This is a genomic window from Aliikangiella maris (assembly GCF_040719265.1).
Taxonomy (GTDB): domain Bacteria; phylum Pseudomonadota; class Gammaproteobacteria; order Enterobacterales; family Kangiellaceae; genus Aliikangiella; species Aliikangiella maris.
On sequence record NZ_JBFDAH010000004.1, the window covers coordinates 56063 to 75367 of the forward strand.

Consider the following 19305-nt stretch of genomic DNA (forward strand, 5'->3'; position numbering starts at 1 on the left):
TTTAAGTGCTTTCAAATTAAAAGCAACTTTGTTTCTGTATACCAATCAAGTGCAGATAATTTTTTACTACAATGCACTTGATTTTATCTGCCAAAAAATCATCATTTTATCGTTTGTTTAACTACCGATATTTCTATCTAGAAAATCAATAATTTTACGATAAACTTTAATACGACTTTTTACATCGTAATATCCATGACCTTCATTAACCAACTTGAGCCATTCATACTTTTTATCGATATCATCTAAAGCATCCATTAATGCTTCTGCTTGTTCAATTGGAACTCGTTCATCTTGTTTTCCATGAATTAGCAGAATATTTGCTTTTATCTTGTCAACATTATAAACAGGTGAACGAGCTTTTTGATCATCAACGTTGGTACCAAGAACCTTTTTCAAATAATTTAACCCACTTCTACTATCAGCAATATCTCCCTCTTCAAACATCATGGGTAAATCATACACTCCTACTGAGCCGATAGTGCATTTATATAAATCTGGTTCACGTACAGCTCCCATCAAAGCGGCATAGCCACCGTAACTTGCACCATAAATGCAAATCTTATTTTTATCTGCAATTCCTTGTTCTATCATGGCTAAAGTTGCATCGGTAACATCATCTTGCATAAGTGTTCCCCATTTTCCATAACCAGATTGCTCAAATGCATAACCAAATCCGCCACTCCCTCGATAATTAACCTGAAGGACAGCGTAACCTTTAGAAGCGAGTAGCTGAACTTCCCAATCATAACCCCAGTAATCTCGTACACCGTGAGGACCACCATGAGGCATTACAATCAGAGGTAATTGCTTTTGTTGATGATTTGCCGCAGTCAAATAGGCACTAATTTCTTTTTTATCCCTCGTTTGAATGGTAATTGCTTTCATTGAAGCCATTAACTTGGGATCAAGCCAAGCATGTTTGGACATTAAATGTTTAGCTTCATAGGTTGCAGAGTTAAATAGATAGTAATCTCCAGAGTTTTTATCTGAGTAAACAAATATAATGCTGTTTTTTCCATCTTTTGTAGAACTGGTTATTACTACATCATAGCCTGGAAATGCTTCTAATAATCCTGCATGTAACTTTGCTTTTGGATCTTTTTTATCTAGGTAATGATAATCAGGTAATGCCAATTCGGTACCAACAGCTACAACTCTTCGTTTAGAGTAGTCTTTAATAAAAATTGTAGGATCAACCTGCGGATCATGAAACAATTGACTAAATGAACGATCTTTAAGATTTACTTCAAATAAAGCTCGAGTACCATTGTTAATTCTTGCCGAGACATAAACACCTTTATTATCCTTTGTAAAACTCAATGGCTCAAGATACTTACCTTTAAATCCAGGAATCTTAAAGTTTTGCCATTCATCTTCTTCTTTTTCCCGGTAAGAGACGACTTCATCTCCTTCTTTATCTTCACCAACCGCAAATCTAACTTTACCTTTAGTATCAGTAATAGCAGTTGCTAGCGGGACGTTAAGCCGAGTCACAAATCTTCTTTTCCCAGAATAAATGTTCAATTTGTATACTGCAGGTGTAATGTCAATATTTGTTCGCCAAACATTCCCAGATAATTTCCATGGGTAAAAAATAATTAATATATGCTTATCATCACCTTCTAATAAATCAATAATTTCATGATGTCCATAATCTGCTTGCTTTCGCTTTAAATTACTACCCAATTGCTGTTGACCTGATTTATAACCAAAAATCATTTTATGAAAAGAACCATCAACATTGACGGCAATTAATTCACCTGTATCCCTTAAAGATCTATCCCATGCATAGTTTTCATTAACCCCATAAACAAGCCTTTCATTAGTTACCCAGTTAACATCACCAACACTCCGTCTTATTCCTCTCACATAAAATACACTCTTCAGAGTATTATCATCAGTTTGAAATATTGCTAACTTTTCTTCGCCTTCACTACGGAAAACTAGTGCAAAATGCTTTCCGTCTGGAGAAATCTGCGCATTTCTTGCGCCAGGTAATTGAGCGAAATCTTCTATCGTGTGCGGTATCGGTTGCTTGGTTGAATCTGTATTGGCATTTAAAGAAAATGAAATTAATAATGTTAATCCCAATAAAAATTTATTTGAAATGGTATTTAATACTAGCATCTTGCTATGCTCTCCATATAAAACGACTTAAAATCCAGTTATCCAGTTATCCAGTTATTAATCAGCGAAAATTGATTCGATAATAACAGCGCTATTATCTTAAAAATTTATTTAAATTCAAGTTTTTAATTTTGTCTTAGGGTAAATACAAGCATGAAAATAGATCGTTAGATTAAGTAATAGTGCGGTATAAGAGGATAATCTTTACTTTAGAATAGAACTTTTAGCAACGAAAGGTTAGACCAGTTTTAGCTCAAGACACTAATCTCTTACCAGTTTATAAAGCCAGAAGATAGGCAAAATATTATTAGGTATTATTTATACAAACTAATGAAGCTCTTACAAAGCTATTTATAAGAGCGTAATTTTAAGCAAATAATAATTAAATGAATCTAAAAAAACTGATATGTCTGGTTGACTAATTCGACTTTTTAAGCGATGTCTTAGTATTTTGATCATGCACTAATCCCCAGTGTCCATTTTCCTTTTTAAATACCAAACTCAAATAGTGATCGAGATGATATGGTTTACCATTTCTTTCTAGCTCATCATAACTGACTAATAGTAAAGCACTTACCATTTCCTTGGTTTTCTCAATAGCAATGACTTTAGTTGAAAACGTCCAACCATCTGTTGCAAACCAGTTTTTAAGTAATTTTTTATACGACTGAATATCTTCAGAAAACTTACCATTAGGTAAAATAAAAGTAAGACGCTCTCCTTGTGTAAGTGTTGAGCTGAATAACTCAAAATCCTTTTGTTGAATTGCTTTTAAATGTCTATCTAGTGTGCAATCAAAATCGCAATAGCGTTCAGGCGAAGCATTAATATTCGGAGAATTAAATAAGACTAAAAAGCATATTACCAGATTGTTGACTCGCTTATTCTTAATCATTTCACTATTCCTCTTTTCCATTATTCATGAAATTAAAAGTCATATATAGCATATTCAGACTATTCAATAACAATAAATTAAGGTGAAGATCAAGTGAAACTAAACTCTCTATAAGATTTACCTAATAATACAGCGAATTACATCAAGTAAATTGTAGAATATGACCTGCTTAACAGAACGAAAAAAAACTATTAATTAACCGGTGGTACTAAAACTCAATTGTTTATTTTTCATATTATTCAAAATCCTAATCATCTACATTATCTGGGTTGACTTTCTAATCTCTTAAATTTACGCAAAAGGTTTTTATGAGATGAAAAGCAATCACTATGTTAATTATACCTATAAGCAGTGTTTACCAAGATTATTAATCTGGAGATAAAAAATGCATTTAGTTAAATCTCATTGTCCCATAGCTAGGCAAGTTGCAAAAACCGTAATGTCGGTGTGTGTAGGCTTGTCTTTATCAGTTAGTGCTAGTAATGCAAGTAGCAATAATCTGTCTGAATTATTAAACCACTCAAACGCTTTAACGTTGAAAGAATCGTTGCAACAGTCTAGCCAGACAAAAATTGCCGAGCGTAAAAATATAAGTGTTACTCTCAATTTAGAAAATAGCCTTATATCATCGTTAAATGATGGCAGTACAAAGATTGTCACGCAAAAAATTCAAGTGCCTGGCGCCGGATTAATTAAACCCCACTTTAGTCAATTTGAAATACCTGATGGTGCTTATGTTACTGTATCTAACAGATCGGGAACAGAAAGTTACCGTTACGCCAATAATGAAAAAGATGATCTGACTTATAGCGTTGAGTCAGGTGATGATGGTAGAAAAAGTTTTTCCAGTATTTCTATTTTTGGGGATACTGCGGTCATTCGATTGCATGTGCCAGCAGGTAGTGTATGGAGGCCACAGCATGGAGTCGTAGTAGATAGTTATCTCGAAGGTTACTCGGAAGAAAAGATTTATGAAGCTCTTCATTCTATTAAGTCAACTTGTGGATCTAACCAGCGACAAGATGCAATCTGTTATGAAAACTCTCATCCAACCGAGTTTGCTCGCTCAAAAGCGGTTGCTAAGTTTTTTACAGGAACAGGAAGTGTTTGTACCGCTTGGCGAGTTGGTAATGAAAACCGAATGTTTACAAATAATCACTGTAATAAAACAGATTCGGAAATTAAGGGATCAGAGTCATGGTTCAATTACCAAAGAACTAGCTGTGGCGGTTCGACCAATGAGTCGAATATTGTTAAAGTTTCAGGTGCATCCATGTTAAAAACCGATGCAATACTCGACTATACATTATATACGGTAAATAATTTTTCAAGCTTATCTTCGTTTGGGAATTTAGGACTTGACCCGCGTGCATTAACCGTAGGAGAAGAAATTTATATTCCGCAACATGGTTCGGGTAATCCAAAAGAGTTGGCGATCGAAAGTGATCAAAATTCGGGGAATGTTTGCCGAATAGATCAAGCGGTTACTGATGGAATGGGCAATAATACTGATGCAGGTTATAAATGTGATACTATTGGTGGAAGTTCAGGTTCACCTGTTTTAGCACGCAGCTCTCATAAAGTTGTCGCATTACATCATCTCGGTAATGGCTCTTCGTGTACATCTGATTTAAATCGTGGCGCATTAATCTCTAAAATATGGCCACAAGTCAGCAGCTTTTTCCCAAATGGTATTCCTGATGGAAGCGATAATACCGGTGGTAACAAAGTGCCCGTTGCTGACTTTTCAGTGACGACCAATCAACTAACTGCTACTTTTACCGATAAATCTAGCGACCCTGATGGTAGCGTAGTGAGTTACTCTTGGAATTTTGGTGATAATAATACATCGTCTATTGCTAATCCAACCCATAATTACTCGTTAAGTGGCAGTTATAATGTTGCACTAACGGTGACCGATAACGAAGGTGCGACAAATACCGTTAATAAAAATTTGACCGTTAGTGATGGTTCTGATCCCAGTGTGCTGAAAAATGGTATTCCTGTTAATAATCTTTCTGCTTCAAGTGGTGAAGAACTCAACTACACTATGGATGTTCCTTCAGGTGCCACTGGTATTCAATTTGATATTAGTGGAGGGAGTGGTGATGCAGATCTCTATGTTAAGTTTGGCGCTAAACCAACAGATACCAGTTATGATTGCCGTCCTTATAAAGGTGGTAATAATGAGTCATGTACTGGCACCGAAACTGGCGGAACTTATTACATTCGATTAAAAGCCTATAGTAATTTCTCTGGCGTGAGTTTGGTTGGTAAATTTACCGAAAATGGAACCGGTGGTGATCCGATTAATCGCACCGAGAATATCAGTTCAATTGCTAGTGGAGAATGGGCTCGATTTACTCAAGTTTTATCAGCCGGTTATACAAGTTTAAATGTGAGTATTTCCGGTGGAAGTGGGGACGCTGATTTGTATGTCCGCAAAGGTGCTGCTTCAACACTTACTTCTTATGACTGTCGTCCTTATAAAAGTGGTAACTCAGAAAGTTGTAACTTTACTAACCCAGAGGCTGATACTTGGTATATTGATGTTCGTGGTTATAGTGCTGCTTCAGATGTCACATTAAAAATAGAAGCAACAAAAGCGCAGTAATATTGATTGCTTGTTTTTTGAATAAGAAGAAGAGAGGAGTCTCTTCTTCTTTTTTTCTTGATATTTTTTAGCTCATACTACACAAGATGCTAGTGCCGAATTTAAAATTAAATTTGTTGTTTTTTATCGGGGCTAAAAGCGCAATAGTAAGCCAATAATATTAAAAAAATTTCTCTTCGGTATAAAGCAATGCGAGTGTTACCCAAAATTATATGATCTAAGTCACATAAAAGAGCATGTAATCGATTAAATGAGTGTTCTGAATATTCTACTGTGGTGAATACAAGTTTGAGCGATCCAGTTGCAGTTCCTGATGTACCGAGCAATTTATCTGCACCAGATAGCACCGATGGTAATCTTTCGATTAGTCGGTCTGCTGTTGGAGATTCCGAGTATTATAATTTACAAATGCAATTGGTTAATGGTGAGTTGACTGATTATGTCACGAATGATAATAACTCCGCTTATTTTTCAACACAGTTAGTATCTGGTCGTTATTATTTCCGTGTAAAAGCCTGTAACCGTTTGCAAGAATGCTCTGCTTTTTCTGAACCCATTCAAGTTCTCGTCACTTTAAATGGCCCATTCCCGAAAAACCAACGGTACTTAATGTAGAAGTAACTGCTGAAAATAATGTTCTGGTTAGTTGGCCTGCAGTATCGGACGCGACACATTATCACTTGCAACAAAAATTTAACGATGATGCTTGGGTAATTATTAAAAATGCAACCACAGAACTTTTGCATCAGTTTGAACAATTAGCGACAGGGGGTTATTCCTTTCGACTTAGTGCTTGTAATGCCGCATTAGAGTGTTCAATTTATAGTGACATTCAAGTAGTTGAAATTACTAACTCACCGGTACCAGCTGTACCTGAAGCCCCCGTTATCTCTAATCGTTCAATAGGTCGCCTCTCGGTTAGCTGGCAAGTGGTGGAACTTGCAACAAGTTATGATTTACAACAACGCTATAATGGTGGCGAATGGCTATTGATTAAAAATAAAACTGAGATGACGGTACATGAATTAACCGAATTATCGACGGGCAACTATGAGTTTAAGATTCGTGCATGCAATCAAACTGAACCATGTTCCGCATTTAGTCAAATTACTCAAAGTGCGGTGAAGTTGCCAAAAAAAAAATACATTCATACGGATATTCTCGGCTCTCCAATATTAAAAACCGACGAAGATGGTAATGTTATTCAATAGGAACGGGTATGAATTATTTTACTAAAAAACATGGTCAATGCACTCATTGTGGTAAGTTGAATAAACAAGCAAATTATTTAAAAAAGACCCTATCAATGAAAAAATATTCTTGCTTTTAAGTCTGTGTGGCATGGTTAGTTTATCTGCAGCACAAGATCGAACTACTAATCACGGTAACGAAACTTTACAAATTGAAAAATTAGCAAGTGAAAAATTAATAAATCAAGGCGGGGAGGTTGATGGCGATTCGCAAGTTGCTGTTAACTCAAGTATGTCTACTTCGATAACTGCAACTTTAGCCAACAGTTTTTCGCAAAATTTGAAAGCATTGCAAAACATTTGTGATGGTCCTACTTCAGAAACAACCCAATTGTTAGGCGAAAATGTCGATCTCTCTATGGGGCATGTTAGTTTTGAAAGTCATGATGTTATGTTACCCGGAAACTCCAAGATTTCAATGGCAATCAGCCGAGTCTATGCTGGCAATCGCTATTTATTAGATGCATTGTCATTTGGTGACTGGCATTTAAATTTACCTAAAATAAAAGCACAAGTTATTAAAGATCATAATGATGAGTTTGTTGCTGGTTGGGGAATAGGAAAGGCTTGTATCGGCGCTTCTGAGCGAGGTAAAAGATGAAGATGACTTTTTAACGCCATTAACCCATAACTCTTTTAGTTGAATTTGACCATCACGATCGGTGCCATTAACATAAACGGTGATGCTGGTTGAACCTTCATGACGATAAATAGTTATACTTGCCTTGGGTGTATGGTCACAAATTCTTCCAGGTATGCTTTCTACGTGTGAAAAAGGAACATTCGCCCAACAACCAACATTTCGCATTGTGCCATATTGATCGCGGATATAATCGGAAATATATTCATGCCCAGATTCCGAACGCGAAAAATATTCACTGAGTGGATAGGATTTATTGTCATAGTAGGCAGTACAGTAAGCCCAACCCGCATAAACGGGCACTTCGAATGTTTCTGTTCGACAATTTACAGCTTCATCACCAGCAAAGCTATTGCTAGAAAACAATAAGCTACCGGTAATAATTGGGAGTATCTTGAGTAGATGATTTATTTTAGTTTTCATAAATTTCCTTTGAAAATAATTGTGTTAGACAACTTACAGAGCAAGGTCATTAAGAAACCAGCTAATTAAATTGCCCTTGAATAGCATAGTTCTCAACAGGCTTACTTGTTTGTTGACATTGTTTGAGTGAAATTGTCGATCTTTATTAGAAATATTTAAAAGTATTTTTATTAGATGCCGATCTTTATGTGAAGTTTGGGTCGAAGCCAAACAATTCAAGTTATGATTGTCGTCCTTATAAAGATGGTAATGTTGAAAGTTGTAACTTTAACATGCCTGCATCAGGTACTTGGTATATAGATCTTCGCGGATATCGTGACGCTTCTGGGGTAACTTTAAATGTAAAGGCCAATCCATAAAAAAAGGATTTTTCATTCATAGAAAGAACGCTTAATTGCGTTCTTTCTTTATGGTTAGTTTGCTTATCAATTATTAAGACTTATTTAAAATAATGTTGGCTTAAATGAATTTATTGCAGAATTACCAAATGTCAATTAGTCATAACAGTTCGAGGTGACTTTAGGGGACATAGGATGAGTTTTCTTCATTTTTTATTAGTATCAAGTGAAGTTTACTCAAATAACAAAACGACTAACATTACCTTTCAATTGTTCAGCAGCATCGAGTAGTGAGCTACACGAACGTTTTACCGTCAAGCCTTGCGCTACGGTTTGATTGGCATCGGTATTTATTTTTTCTACGTTCTCATTGATATTGTCAACTACTGAGGATTGCTCTTCGACAGCTGTTGCCACTTGTAAAATACGATCATTGATTGATGAGAGCAGGTTGGTGACTTGTTGTAAGTTATCTTGTGCATTCTTTGATGATTCAAGAGTGACGTCGGCTTTTTTCTGACTGGTGTTCATTATTGAAACTGCTTCTTGTACGCCAACTTGTAAGCGAGCAATAATTTCATTAATTTGTTGGGTTGATTCTTGGGTTTTACTGGCAAGTGAGCGTACTTCATCGGCGACAACGGCGAATCCTCTCCCTTGTTCACCTGCTCTGGCTGCTTCGATTGCAGCATTCAGGGCTAACAGGTTAGTTTGTTCGGCAATGCCTTTGATTACATCTAGTACCACAACGATCCCGGTGGCTTCACTTTCTAGACGCTGTATTACCTCTGCTGAATCATTCACATTGGCAGCTAGCTCTGTGATTTCTTTGATAAACTGTAAAAATATACTGCTTGCTTCGGTAGATTTACTATCGGCTTTGCCCACTTCTGTCGCTAATTCCTGTGCATTATTTGCAACTTCACCAATGGTCGTACTTAGCTGAGTAACGGCTGTTGCGACGAGTGAAATCGATTCAGCTTGGTTATCGAGAGTATATTTGTTTTGTTCAACCACACCATTTAAATCTAAGGAAGAGTTTTGAATCAGATTAGATGTTTCAGCAATACTTTGAATAACATTGCGTAGTGAGTTTAAAAATTGATTAAATGTCTTGCTGACTTCACCAATTTCATCTTGTCCATTAACCGGTAACTGTTTTGTCAAATCACCATTACCTTTTGCCAAGTCGTAAAGTGATTTTCGCAAATTGTCAAAGGCGTTTAAAATCATGCGCGGAAAGATAACTGCTATGCCAATAGCAAAAACTAAAGTTAGCATTGAATAAATAATAATTGATGTAATAGCTGACTGGCTGGTTTGTTTGGCCGCGCTCGCCAAAGTGCTCGATGTACTTGATAAATCTTCACCAATTTTATCAAGAATATCACGCATTGATTCAAATTCGGCATTTAAAGATTGTGTGCTCAATTGAGTTGCTTGGGAGATACTAATTTTGCTATTACTTAAGTCATTGAGCATTTGCTTAGAGTTTTTTTCCCAGCTATTGAGAGCATTTAAAATTTGCTTAATTTTTTGTTTTGTCTCAGGTTTGATGTCATAAGTGGCAGTTTTATTTAGACGGTCTTTTACTTGCTGAATATTTTCACTGTGATCGCTGAGTAGTTTGCTGGTACTTTTACCCATGGCAATTGTTCGTTCTGCGATTTGGGCTTGATATAAATCTCGATCCGCATTTAATACCAGGTCAAGTGATGGCATATAGTTTTCATAGACACCAAAAAAATCTTTTGATAGATTTTGGGTAGAGTAAAGTTGTTGAATGGTTAGTAAAGTAACTAATAAAATAATGACTGTGATTGGTAAAAACAGTTTCCATTTCAGACTGATGTTTTGCCATTGCATTGAAGAATCTCTAAAATAAATTATCAAGTTATATTTATATTAGGTATAGATGTTGAATGTCTTTTCGTCAATTAGATATTAAAAAATGGCATAGTTTGATTTATAGAAGGGGCGTTTTTAATTGCAGTGGTTGGATATTTAAATGGTTTAGTATTTTTTTTAATCGACTCATGGTTTGATTTATGATGACATACTAGTTTATCTTGTTATTTTAAAAAGAATATAAAAATTGGTATTAATATGGTTAAGTAATAAAAAATACTTTTACCATGAGCGTTAATTTGAGATTTAAATCATCTGCCTGTTTTGTGTTTACTGACAGATGATTGTAATGGACTTTGTTGAATAGGATAATGAATAATTAGTTATCAGTTGTTGTATTAGTATATTAATGAGAATTTAAGCTAATGGGCCGGTGTATTTATCAAAGCGCATCCACTTAGTTGCTATCCATTTTTCGCCAGAAATTACCGGACTGCCGCCGTGTAGTGTACGGTGATCGAGCCAGCCATTTTGATTGGCATAAGCAAAATATAAAGCACAACCCTTACGCGGTAGAATATCTAAGCCGATTTTAGGAAATACTGTTGAACCACCAACATCAACATCATTTAAATACATAATGAGTGTGGCATAGCGCTGACCACCCATTGCCAAAACGTTGGCGTTGCCTGAAAATTTTGGATCAAAATAATCCATATGTGGTTTGTATTCGGCGCCCGGAGCATAATTTAATATTTGTATAGGCTCCGCATGTTTTTCTGGGCAGCCGGTTAGCGCACTGATTCGCTTTTCAACGCGTTTAACCAAGTCATTTTCTTTTCGTTTAAACGATGAACCATAGCTGGTTCTAATTTGATTATCCGTATCATAGGAACCTGAAACCGCATTAATTACCGTTGAAGGGCGCAATTTGGGTTTTGAGTCGGCAACTATCTGATCGCATTCTTCACTCGACAAAAAGTCACCAAATAAAATAACGTGGGGCTGGTCAAGTGTCAGTAACACCTGAACTTCTTTATCATAAGCAAATCGGGTGCTTTCGGTGGAGCGAAGTTGATCTGGAATCAGCGGTGACTGCTCTCTAGGGTAGATTTCTTGTAAATACTGATAAACGGCTTCATTAATGTCTTGAGGATGTCCATCGGTATGCAGTGTATAAATAATTGCTTCGGCAGGGTGGCCTTCATTAACGGCTGCACGAATCCATTTTTGGGTATTATCATGTAAGTTTTCGAATCGCATTGTCGATATCCTGAAAATTTTTGCAACGATTGCTGAGTTTGTTATTTTGCTTAATTGCGATAATTAATTTATCGGTTGCATTCAAATGTTGATAAAAGGTTAGCTCTCATTCGATAAATTCTATTGCCAGCCACACTAGTTTTAAAATTCATTTAACCTTAGCCACTTGGTAGCAATCCACTTTTCACCTTTTTCTACTGGGCTTCCGCCATGTAAGGATAATTCGTCAAGATTACCCGCATGATCGGCATAGGCAAAAAATACCGCGTGTCCCTTTCTGGGTAACACATTCAAGCCAACTTTGGGAAAAATAGTGGAACCACCAGCTTCAACATCATTTAAATACATAATAAGCGTGGCATAGCGCTGACCACCTTGGTTTAAGCTGCGTGCATTACCAGGGTTTTTGGGATCGAAATAATCCCAATGCGGCTGATACTCTTCACCGGGCATATAGTTTAAAACAGAAATTGGCTCGCCACGGGTTACAGGGACATTTAATAAATGACTGATTCGGTTTTCAATGCGTTGAATCAATTCAAACTCTCCACGCTTAAAAAAGCAGCCCTGGCTTGAGCGAGTAGGGTCATAATCATAATTGCCATTAACTGGGTTAACCACGGTAGAGGGCTTTAATCGAGATTGCGATAATTCGATTAATTCATCACACTCTTGAGAAGTAAGTAGCTCACCAAATTGAATAATACGCGGATTATTCAGCGCCATCAAAATAGGAATATTTTTATCGCCACCATTTTGCATGTTAGGCATGGCTGAAAGAATGTTGGTGGTCGTTTTGGCTGTGCTGCCATTATTGGGGGCAGAATTAGCAGATGGCACAGATTGTGATTGACCACTTTGCGGTGTTTGTGTCTGATTAGTGGTTTGTTGAGTGGTATATTGTTGCTCAACCGAAACACCGTTGGACCATTGTTGATTTGTAGTTGTCATAGGTTAGCTGTTCTTATGTTGTATCCATGAAAAAATAAAATACCGTTATTCAAATGCTAAAATCAACGGCATTATTACCTAAGTACTTGGCCAGTCTTGTCTCTAAGCGGATTCTATAGTGAGTTAGAGTCGTTCGATTTTATTGCTAAAACCTTAGGGAAACGGCCATTTTCTGCTAGTTTTTAACTGACGTTAAATGACTAAATGCGACCTTTCTATAACCTTATTCGATTCAGCGTATCAAATAAATGATTGCTGTTTTATCGAGACAATTTAAGTTTTTGCATAATCCATCAAAGGAAAGGGCCTACTTAACCCTTTCCTTTGTTTGACGTTTTATGTAATAACTAAAATGCGTTTCAAGCATTATTTAGTACAAGTGAGCACCATGCAACATGCTTTAAGGGTTTGCTTTAACGTTTAAGCTGACACCTGAGGCGATGCTATAGCCATAAAGGTCTATATACCATGTGCCTGCAGCAGGTGCGTTAAAGCTACAACTTTCTACGTTGCCATTTTTATAAGGACGACAATCATAACTTGAGTTGGTTGGTTTAGACCCAAACTTCACATAAAGATCGGCATCTCCTGAACCACCTGACATTTCAAATAAAATGTTAGAGGCATCAGCTGGTACTGGCATAGTGAAGTTAAGCTCATTATCTTTGGTGGCTTCAAGATTGTTTATTGCTACGCCATTTTCCAGTTCATTATTGCCCGGCGGCGGTGGCGGAGGTGTCGTTCCTCCGTCACGAAATCCTGCAATAGTTGGTGAGGTGTAATTGAGTATGCGGGTATTATTGCTCTTAGCAGTGGTTCCCATGGAACGTCCATTACGGGTTTTATTAGGATTAGACCACCAGTTGATTCTGGGGCAACTTAGTGAGTAGTTATAAGACATTACGGTACGCCATTGTTTCTCAGTGTCTTGATGTCCATGTCCATCGGCAAATGGGGTTGTATTGGAATCGGTTTCTGGATTATATCGCGCTGATTGCAAGTGCCCAATCTCATGCCCAAATGAATAATAGCCTGTCGCACAATCTTCGGCAGTTACTGCAAATGCGCTGCTGCCTTACCACAAGCTGAACCTTTATCGGGAACCATAAGCATAACCACATCTGCGGCATACTGATCGCGTAGTTGGTGTGCTTCGTCAATATAGCCATCAGAAGTACTTTTTAACCGATTTAAGTCGGTTGATATATCGGTTGAAGTATAATTAACTTGTTGTAAGTGAGCCAGTTCTACAGTGGCATTAACGCCGCTGTTAACATAGCCTTGGTTAGTCTCTTCGACAGCCAGATCAACCAGCGTTGGCATGTTTTGCGCCACATCCGAGGTGTAGAGCACTAATACGCGAATCACTGGATTAGCTTGAACCTGAGTGGTTTGTGTATTTTCAGGAATGGTAGTTGGTGCGCTTTGAGCGTCAAGTTCTGCCATTGCACCTGGTGGATGATCGGGTTTCATTTGAGCTTCGTTGATTTCAGAAACCAGATGTGAACCATTTGCGGTTGGTTCAATTTTATAAAGACGTCCATCATAGCGAACCGTCCCTGAAATTTTATTATTGCGCATGACTAAAATAACAGAGTCGGTATAGTCTTTTGAGGTCAGTGAATTGTTTTTGGATGCAACACTACCTTTCCAAATTAAACTACCTGAGTTGTTAATATAAGCTTCAGTTTTATTTGCAAACAATTCAAGTTCTGGAAATAAATTTAATGTGAGTTTAGTGGTACTTAAGCTTAAAGCATTGGTGTTTGCCTAGTAAGTGTAAGCCTGGTTAATGCTTGGATTGCTAGCCATTAATTGCGTTGCTTGGGTAAATGTTTTCTGGGTATTGAACAGTTCAGCCGCATTTAAGTTTAAAGCGGAAAGCACTCCAAGGCTGATGAGTGACATTTTCATCTTTGTATTATTCATATTATTCTCCTGAAGCGATTAAAGGAATTAACCGCTTATTATTGTTGTTTTATTGTTATTGGATTTATCCCACGTATTTCTTGTGACTGGTCACGGCGTATCAGAGGGTCGCTAAGCCATGAGAAAACACACGAAATTTATAACAAAAAAGCTGATAGGAAAGTGAAAAATAATTGAATAAAAATAGAACTTGCTAGCTAATCGCGTTAAAAAAATAAATTAATTTACGGTACTCTTTTGTGGAATAGCTGTAAAATTTGACTAATATGGGGCGATTTAACGCCAAAAAAATAAAGAAACAGCCGTTAAAATTAACGGCTATTCAATAATTGCGATAGCAAGATCCATAACATTGGTGTTGGTTGGTCCTGAAATGAAGATGCTATCAGTTTCGCGTAAATAAGCACCTGCATTGGCATTTTGTAAATCACGTTCGGCTTGTTGCGAATTAATTAAAAATGTTTGGCCGTTAATAATACCACCTGCTGCATCTGTTGGGCCGTCAGTACCATCGGTGCCTGCAACTAGCAAATGAATATTGTTTTTACCTTGAATTTCCTTTGCCACCGCTAGTGCAAGACTTTGATTGCGTCCACCATTGCCAGGATTGGCCGGTAATTGAATGGTTGGCTCTCCACCCCACAGGTAAACACCGGGTTGGCCGGTTGTTAATGCATCGGCAATTTTAGGCGCAATGCTAAAAACATCATCGTATAGGGTTTCTTGATTGAGATTGACCGGTAAATTAAGTGTTTGTGCTGCCGCACAAACTGCATCTCGCGCAATTTTATTCGACGCAATAATTTGACTTTGCGCCTTATGGTTGATTAATCGGCTATCGCCTGTGCCTGAACCAATGACTTGAATGTCATCGCCTTCTACATCAGAGATTGCAAAAACCAGTGCTTCTAGTCCCTTAAATTGTGCTAATAACTTGCCATCTTTTATTTGTGATAGGGCTTTTCTTTTGGCGTTAATGGCCGCTATTGATTGACCTGATGCCAGCATTTCATTCGTGATTTTTTGTAAATCCTGTAAACCGGTTTCTTCCGGTAAACATTCACTGAGAGCCGAAGCGCCGCCAGAAACCAGCAAAAGTAATTTTGAATTTTCACTCATTTGAGAGACGGCTTGTAGAATAGTTTTTCCACCAAGCAATGAGTTTTCATCGGGAACCGGGTGCGCAGATTCGATTATTTCTACATCTGGTTTCGCCGATAATTGTGGATCAGTATGATGGTACTTAGTCACCACAATTGCGGGGCAGGGAGCCGATATTGCATCGAGTGCACCCAAGCACATACCACTGGCAGCTTTACCCACTGCAATAATCAAGTCGGGTTGAAAGTCAGGGTGATTTTTAAATGCCTGAATAACGGCTTGTTTTCCGGAAACTGCATTTACACCGGCTTGCCATAGCTGGATAAGTTGATTTTTAATTGTTTGATTCATGACAATTTTCCTGATGAATTGAACAAAAACTCATGACTGTAGCGATAAAGCGCTTTTTCTCAAAACAAAAACGCCGCGAAAATTTGCGACGTTTTTGCTAAGAACATTGTCGTTACTGACTTTGTTAATTACTTATTCACAAAGTTACATATTGAAACTTACTTTGATAAAAGTTTAGCCAATATATTTTTCAGTAACTTATTCCGCAACAGGGCCTTGCAATCCCAGTGCTGCTAATTGGCTGGCATAGGTATTTGCATTTAATATCATTTCTGCGGCGTAACGATCCAGTAGTTCTTGTTTTCTTGCTGCATCCATAGTGGCATCGATTGCCCCCCAAAAGGCTGCCATTTGCTCAGAAAGCTGTCTTAAAGAGGCAACTTCTTGGGCATTAAATGCTGCACCAGTTAAATCTTGTGCGGTAACTTTACCAACACATTTAACTGTTTTCGCACCATTGCTGGTATAGCCCGCAGGAATATCTCCCACAGCATTAGTGACAACTTTAAACTGGATAACATCAAAAATTTGATTCACGGCCTGCTTGGCGCCTTCAACACGTGATAGGTGTTCTGTGTCGGCTGCTGCGTGCGGTAAAAGTTCCATTTTTTCAGGATGGTTTTTAACAACATTTAAATAAGGCAGCATTGGACCGCTTAACTCACCTGTCTCCGCGTTTTTAAACAAATCGGCATCGATTGCCGCATAGCGGACTTTTCCAGTATGCATGGCACTGTCGAGTGCATCTGTGTCAATGATTTCACCACGGTCATAATTGACAACAATCGCACCATCGTTTAATGCATTAAACACTTCGGTATTTAAAATACCTTGGTTAGCAAATTTTCCGGTTGTTGCATCTTTTGCACCCAACCCTGTATGCGGGCTGATTACATCGGCACCGGTTGCGGCTTCAATAATGGTTGAAGCATAGTTGAATCCTTCAGATTCAATCCATTTTTGGTGCTTTTCACGGGCGTAAATAGTGACACTCATTCCAAATGCCTGAGCCAGTCGAGCGACTTCTCGACCAATGTTGCCATAACCTAATACGGCCAGTTTTTTGCCTTCCAGTTTTTCGGTAGGGTATTCACACAGGTTTTTACCCGTGTCAAAATCACCTGCCACAACTAAATCGTGCATGGTTTGAACTGGTAAATCCGGACAAACTTTAAGTAGTGCTTTAATTGCCATTTGTGCGGTTGCACGTGAATTGAAGCTAGGGGTATTCATCAATGGTGCTTCACCACCTGCGCCGTTACCACCGCCCCAGCTATCGCTGCCCATGTTACCGGTGCCTGCGCCTATTCTCACACCGCCAAATGCAAATTTTGACTGCGCAGGAAAGAATGTTGCTGCAGCAATCAGTGCGTCATATTGAGAATCCGCAGTTTGAGCCAGCAGCTCTTCTTCTGTACTTAAATCAGGTTGATAGAAGAAATGCAATTTACCTTTTTCAAGTTCTCCAGCCGACTCGACTGAGCCTTCGTGGAACTGACCACCCTTGGCCTCAATATGGGCTTTTACTTCGCTAAAGTCAGGGTTTCCGTTAGCATCAAAGCGCATACCAACTAAATCAGCAATCAGTATTTTATACGCTCTTTGCGGATCATCTTGGCGAGTTAATTCTGAGCTATCATTTTCTTGCGGGAATGTTTCGCCTTGTTCTGCCAATAAATCTTCTAATACTGATATTTTAGCTCGATGGTAAGCGTATTCAATATTATCCAGTAATGCACTGATATCTTCGTGTGGACGTACGCCGCCAATCCAGGCTCGGTAATCACCAGGCGTACCGGGGAACGCATTGACATAACGTGCTACATCAAGACCTTTTTCATAACAGCCGTTAGTATGAGTAATGCCTTCGTAACCGAGCATTTGTTTTGAACGAAGAATAATCTTTGCATGAATTTCTGCATCGGTAATATCCGGATCGTTGACTTTAAGTAAAGTAACTGCTGCTCCACGCTTTTCGATATCGCCAACACCCAGTTCAAATAATGGGTTTTGACTCACCCAGTCATTGACAATTTTACGATTTTTGGCTGATAGTTCGTTTAATTGTTGAATATTACCTAAACGTCGTTCACTACGCAGTAAACCAAATGTTGTTTCTGCAAATGCCAGGGTACTGAAAGTGTTGATGATGCCACCCTGCATTTTATCGTCTTCAGGATTGTAAAGTGGACCTAATGCGGTGGTAATTTTGCTGCTTAATGGTTTTTTTGCATCAACCGGCACTGCAATTTTTAACTGACGTGGAATTGGCCAAGATGGATCTTCCTGGTTTTTATCAATTAATTCTACGGCGGCAGGGGTCAAAGAAATGACGAAATAACCTGAAATACCACCAATGGCTTTTTGGAAAGGCATAAACATACAACACTTAGTCATAACCTGTTCAACGGTATCATTTGACCAAGGCATTGCGCCTAACATTGAAGTACCATCAATAACGGCATGATGATTTTGTGGGTCACTGTCAATCCAGGCCAGCAGGTTTTTAACTTCATCTTCGGTATAAGTGGTAGCGCCAGTTGTTTCATGACCAACACCTATGAAAAGTTTTACTTTTTTCGCTAGTAATGAATCAGTCGAAGGAATACTGCCTTCGCCGTCAGCAAATAGAATTCTGCTTTCGTCGCCGTTTGCCGCATAGCGTTGCATTTCTAACAGTTGCGCCCCCCAGGATTGACGGAAGAATCCACCTGCCATACCGGCTTCGGTTTCTGGGGTTGGTGTATCGACATAAACCAGTTGATCAGCATTGTTAGGGTTGACCAGATGCATAGCACAAACAGTGAAACCACTATGTCCACCCCCTAAGCCAACCGCCATTTTATTGCTCTTTGGAAAACCAAAATAGCGATGAATCTCGCGCATCATATCTAACAGAACTTTATCTGCGGGGTATCCACGATGCATACCGCGAGCAAGTTCTGCGGTCGTAAACTGACCAATTTTATTGCCTTTATCGTCAAGTTTTGGGTAATTTTGTTCTACCCAACTATGAAATTGAAACTGCAATAATCTTGCATCAACTTCATCTATTGTCATATCGGTAATTGGACCAACACCAAAAAACTGGTTGGTTGTTCTTGCAGGAGCCCCTGATTGCGTAGCGTCTAATGAAGCTTGTCGTTGTGCTTTCAGTTGGTGAACATCTGTCATATTATCATTCCTAGCTATAATTCTGGATTACAAAAAAGGCCATTCTTCTTTATTGTTTTAATTTGCGCGCAATTTTAAAAGATAGCGCCAAATTTTAGAAATACTCTTAGGTTTTAAGGTTATATATGCAAAAAAATAAACTTTCTGCTGGTTAGGATTTAAAAAGTTAGCCATTAAGCCAAAGATGAGTGAATTTTGTCAATTCCTATTGACCAATTAATGCTGATTTGGGGATCTTTTACCGGAAGAAATGTGAGTTAACGATATTTTTGTTATCGCGTTTTTGAATAATACTGCTTTTTGTTTTCTTGTTTTGTGATAAATCGATAAAGTATTTTGGTTTTAAAAAATTAATTTGCTTGTATAGTCAAGTTGTTTGGTTGCATCTTGTTTTGTTG

15 protein-coding genes and 1 pseudogene are annotated in these 19305 nt (G+C 38.1%); 5 read left to right on the top strand and 11 right to left on the bottom strand.

What is annotated here, in order from left to right; genetic code table 11:
• Nucleotides 1-117: 117 nt before the first annotated feature.
• Nucleotides 118-2130 carry an alpha/beta hydrolase family protein gene (locus tag ABVT42_RS04700; protein ID WP_353873903.1) on the bottom strand — a complete coding sequence of 671 codons (2013 nt, stop codon included), beginning with the start codon at nt 2128-2130 and terminating at the stop codon, nt 118-120.
• A 418-nt stretch (nt 2131-2548) separates the two neighbouring features.
• Entirely contained in the window at nt 2549-3025 is a 477-nt protein-coding gene (locus ABVT42_RS04705) for a YybH family protein (RefSeq protein ID WP_353873902.1), read from the bottom strand.
• Between the two features lie 385 nt (nt 3026-3410).
• Between ABVT42_RS04705 and ABVT42_RS04710 the strand changes: the two genes are divergently transcribed.
• The 4 genes from ABVT42_RS04710 (at nt 3411) to ABVT42_RS04725 (ending at nt 7490) form a co-directional block, all read left to right on the top strand.
• Nucleotides 3411-5639, top strand: coding sequence for a pre-peptidase C-terminal domain-containing protein (locus tag ABVT42_RS04710; protein WP_353873901.1), 2229 nt, complete (start codon nt 3411-3413; stop codon nt 5637-5639).
• Between the two features lie 288 nt (nt 5640-5927).
• Nucleotides 5928-6254, top strand: a complete 327-nt coding sequence (locus ABVT42_RS04715) for a fibronectin type III domain-containing protein (RefSeq protein ID WP_353873900.1) — start codon at nt 5928-5930, stop codon at nt 6252-6254.
• A gap of 65 nt (nt 6255-6319) precedes the next feature.
• Nucleotides 6320-6850, top strand: a complete 531-nt coding sequence (locus ABVT42_RS04720) for a hypothetical protein (RefSeq protein ID WP_353873899.1) — start codon at nt 6320-6322, stop codon at nt 6848-6850.
• A 130-nt stretch (nt 6851-6980) separates the two neighbouring features.
• Complete coding sequence (locus ABVT42_RS04725) at nt 6981-7490, top strand: hypothetical protein (RefSeq protein ID WP_353873898.1); 510 nt, start codon at nt 6981-6983, stop codon at nt 7488-7490.
• Here the strand turns inward: ABVT42_RS04725 and ABVT42_RS04730 are convergent.
• Complete coding sequence (locus tag ABVT42_RS04730) at nt 7383-7952, bottom strand: hypothetical protein (RefSeq protein WP_353873897.1); 570 nt, start codon at nt 7950-7952, stop codon at nt 7383-7385. The two genes, ABVT42_RS04725 and ABVT42_RS04730, sit on opposite strands and share 108 nt — an antisense overlap.
• 185 nt (nt 7953-8137) lie before the next feature.
• Between ABVT42_RS04730 and ABVT42_RS04735 the strand changes: the two are divergent.
• A pseudogene (locus ABVT42_RS04735) lies at nt 8138-8311 on the top strand (PPC domain-containing protein); the annotation flags it as partial.
• Nucleotides 8312-8527: 216 nt separating this feature from the next.
• Here ABVT42_RS04735 and ABVT42_RS04740 read toward each other — a convergent pair.
• The 8 genes from ABVT42_RS04740 to ABVT42_RS04775 all read right to left on the bottom strand — a co-directional run bounded on the left by ABVT42_RS04740 (nt 8528) and on the right by ABVT42_RS04775 (nt 18907).
• Nucleotides 8528-10156 carry a methyl-accepting chemotaxis protein gene (locus tag ABVT42_RS04740; protein WP_353873896.1) on the bottom strand — a complete coding sequence of 543 codons (1629 nt, stop codon included), beginning with the start codon at nt 10154-10156 and terminating at the stop codon, nt 8528-8530.
• A gap of 399 nt (nt 10157-10555) precedes the next feature.
• Nucleotides 10556-11401 (bottom strand): 2OG-Fe(II) oxygenase, encoded by an 846-nt coding sequence (locus ABVT42_RS04745; RefSeq protein WP_353873895.1) that lies wholly within the window; start codon nt 11399-11401, stop codon nt 10556-10558.
• A 141-nt stretch (nt 11402-11542) separates the two neighbouring features.
• Nucleotides 11543-12352 (bottom strand): 2OG-Fe(II) oxygenase, encoded by an 810-nt coding sequence (locus ABVT42_RS04750; protein ID WP_353873894.1) that lies wholly within the window; start codon nt 12350-12352, stop codon nt 11543-11545.
• A gap of 400 nt (nt 12353-12752) precedes the next feature.
• Nucleotides 12753-13352, bottom strand: coding sequence for a PPC domain-containing protein (locus ABVT42_RS04755; protein WP_353873893.1), 600 nt, complete (start codon nt 13350-13352; stop codon nt 12753-12755).
• Nucleotides 13353-13405: 53 nt separating this feature from the next.
• The gene (locus ABVT42_RS04760; RefSeq protein ID WP_353873892.1) at nt 13406-14056 is read right to left on the bottom strand and encodes a hypothetical protein; all 651 of its coding nucleotides are present in this window, start codon (nt 14054-14056) and stop codon (nt 13406-13408) included.
• Between the two features lie 66 nt (nt 14057-14122).
• Nucleotides 14123-14281 (bottom strand): hypothetical protein, encoded by a 159-nt coding sequence (locus tag ABVT42_RS04765; protein ID WP_353873891.1) that lies wholly within the window; start codon nt 14279-14281, stop codon nt 14123-14125.
• A 318-nt stretch (nt 14282-14599) separates the two neighbouring features.
• The gene (locus ABVT42_RS04770; RefSeq protein WP_353873890.1) at nt 14600-15733 is read right to left on the bottom strand and encodes a glycerate kinase type-2 family protein; all 1134 of its coding nucleotides are present in this window, start codon (nt 15731-15733) and stop codon (nt 14600-14602) included.
• 198 nt (nt 15734-15931) lie between these two features.
• Nucleotides 15932-18907 carry an NAD(P)-dependent oxidoreductase gene (locus ABVT42_RS04775; protein WP_353873889.1) on the bottom strand — a complete coding sequence of 992 codons (2976 nt, stop codon included), beginning with the start codon at nt 18905-18907 and terminating at the stop codon, nt 15932-15934.
• Nucleotides 18908-19305 lie beyond the last annotated feature (398 nt).

What these genes read in the sequence shown, in the direction of transcription:
- ABVT42_RS04700 (WP_353873903.1), bottom strand. Translation starts at nt 2,130, where the DNA reads ATGCTAGTATTAAATACCATTTCAAATAAATTTTTATTGGGATTAACA.
- ABVT42_RS04705 (WP_353873902.1), bottom strand. Translation starts at nt 3,025, where the DNA reads ATGATTAAGAATAAGCGAGTCAACAATCTGGTAATATGCTTTTTAGTC.
- ABVT42_RS04710 (WP_353873901.1), top strand. Translation starts at nt 3,411, where the DNA reads ATGCATTTAGTTAAATCTCATTGTCCCATAGCTAGGCAAGTTGCAAAA.
- ABVT42_RS04725 (WP_353873898.1), top strand. Translation starts at nt 6,981, where the DNA reads ATGGTTAGTTTATCTGCAGCACAAGATCGAACTACTAATCACGGTAAC.
- ABVT42_RS04730 (WP_353873897.1), bottom strand. Translation starts at nt 7,952, where the DNA reads ATGAAAACTAAAATAAATCATCTACTCAAGATACTCCCAATTATTACC.
- ABVT42_RS04740 (WP_353873896.1), bottom strand. Translation starts at nt 10,156, where the DNA reads ATGCAATGGCAAAACATCAGTCTGAAATGGAAACTGTTTTTACCAATC.
- ABVT42_RS04745 (WP_353873895.1), bottom strand. Translation starts at nt 11,401, where the DNA reads ATGCGATTCGAAAACTTACATGATAATACCCAAAAATGGATTCGTGCA.
- ABVT42_RS04750 (WP_353873894.1), bottom strand. Translation starts at nt 12,352, where the DNA reads ATGACAACTACAAATCAACAATGGTCCAACGGTGTTTCGGTTGAGCAA.
- ABVT42_RS04765 (WP_353873891.1), bottom strand. Translation starts at nt 14,281, where the DNA reads ATGAATAATACAAAGATGAAAATGTCACTCATCAGCCTTGGAGTGCTT.
- ABVT42_RS04770 (WP_353873890.1), bottom strand. Translation starts at nt 15,733, where the DNA reads ATGAATCAAACAATTAAAAATCAACTTATCCAGCTATGGCAAGCCGGT.
- ABVT42_RS04775 (WP_353873889.1), bottom strand. Translation starts at nt 18,907, where the DNA reads ATGACAGATGTTCACCAACTGAAAGCACAACGACAAGCTTCATTAGAC.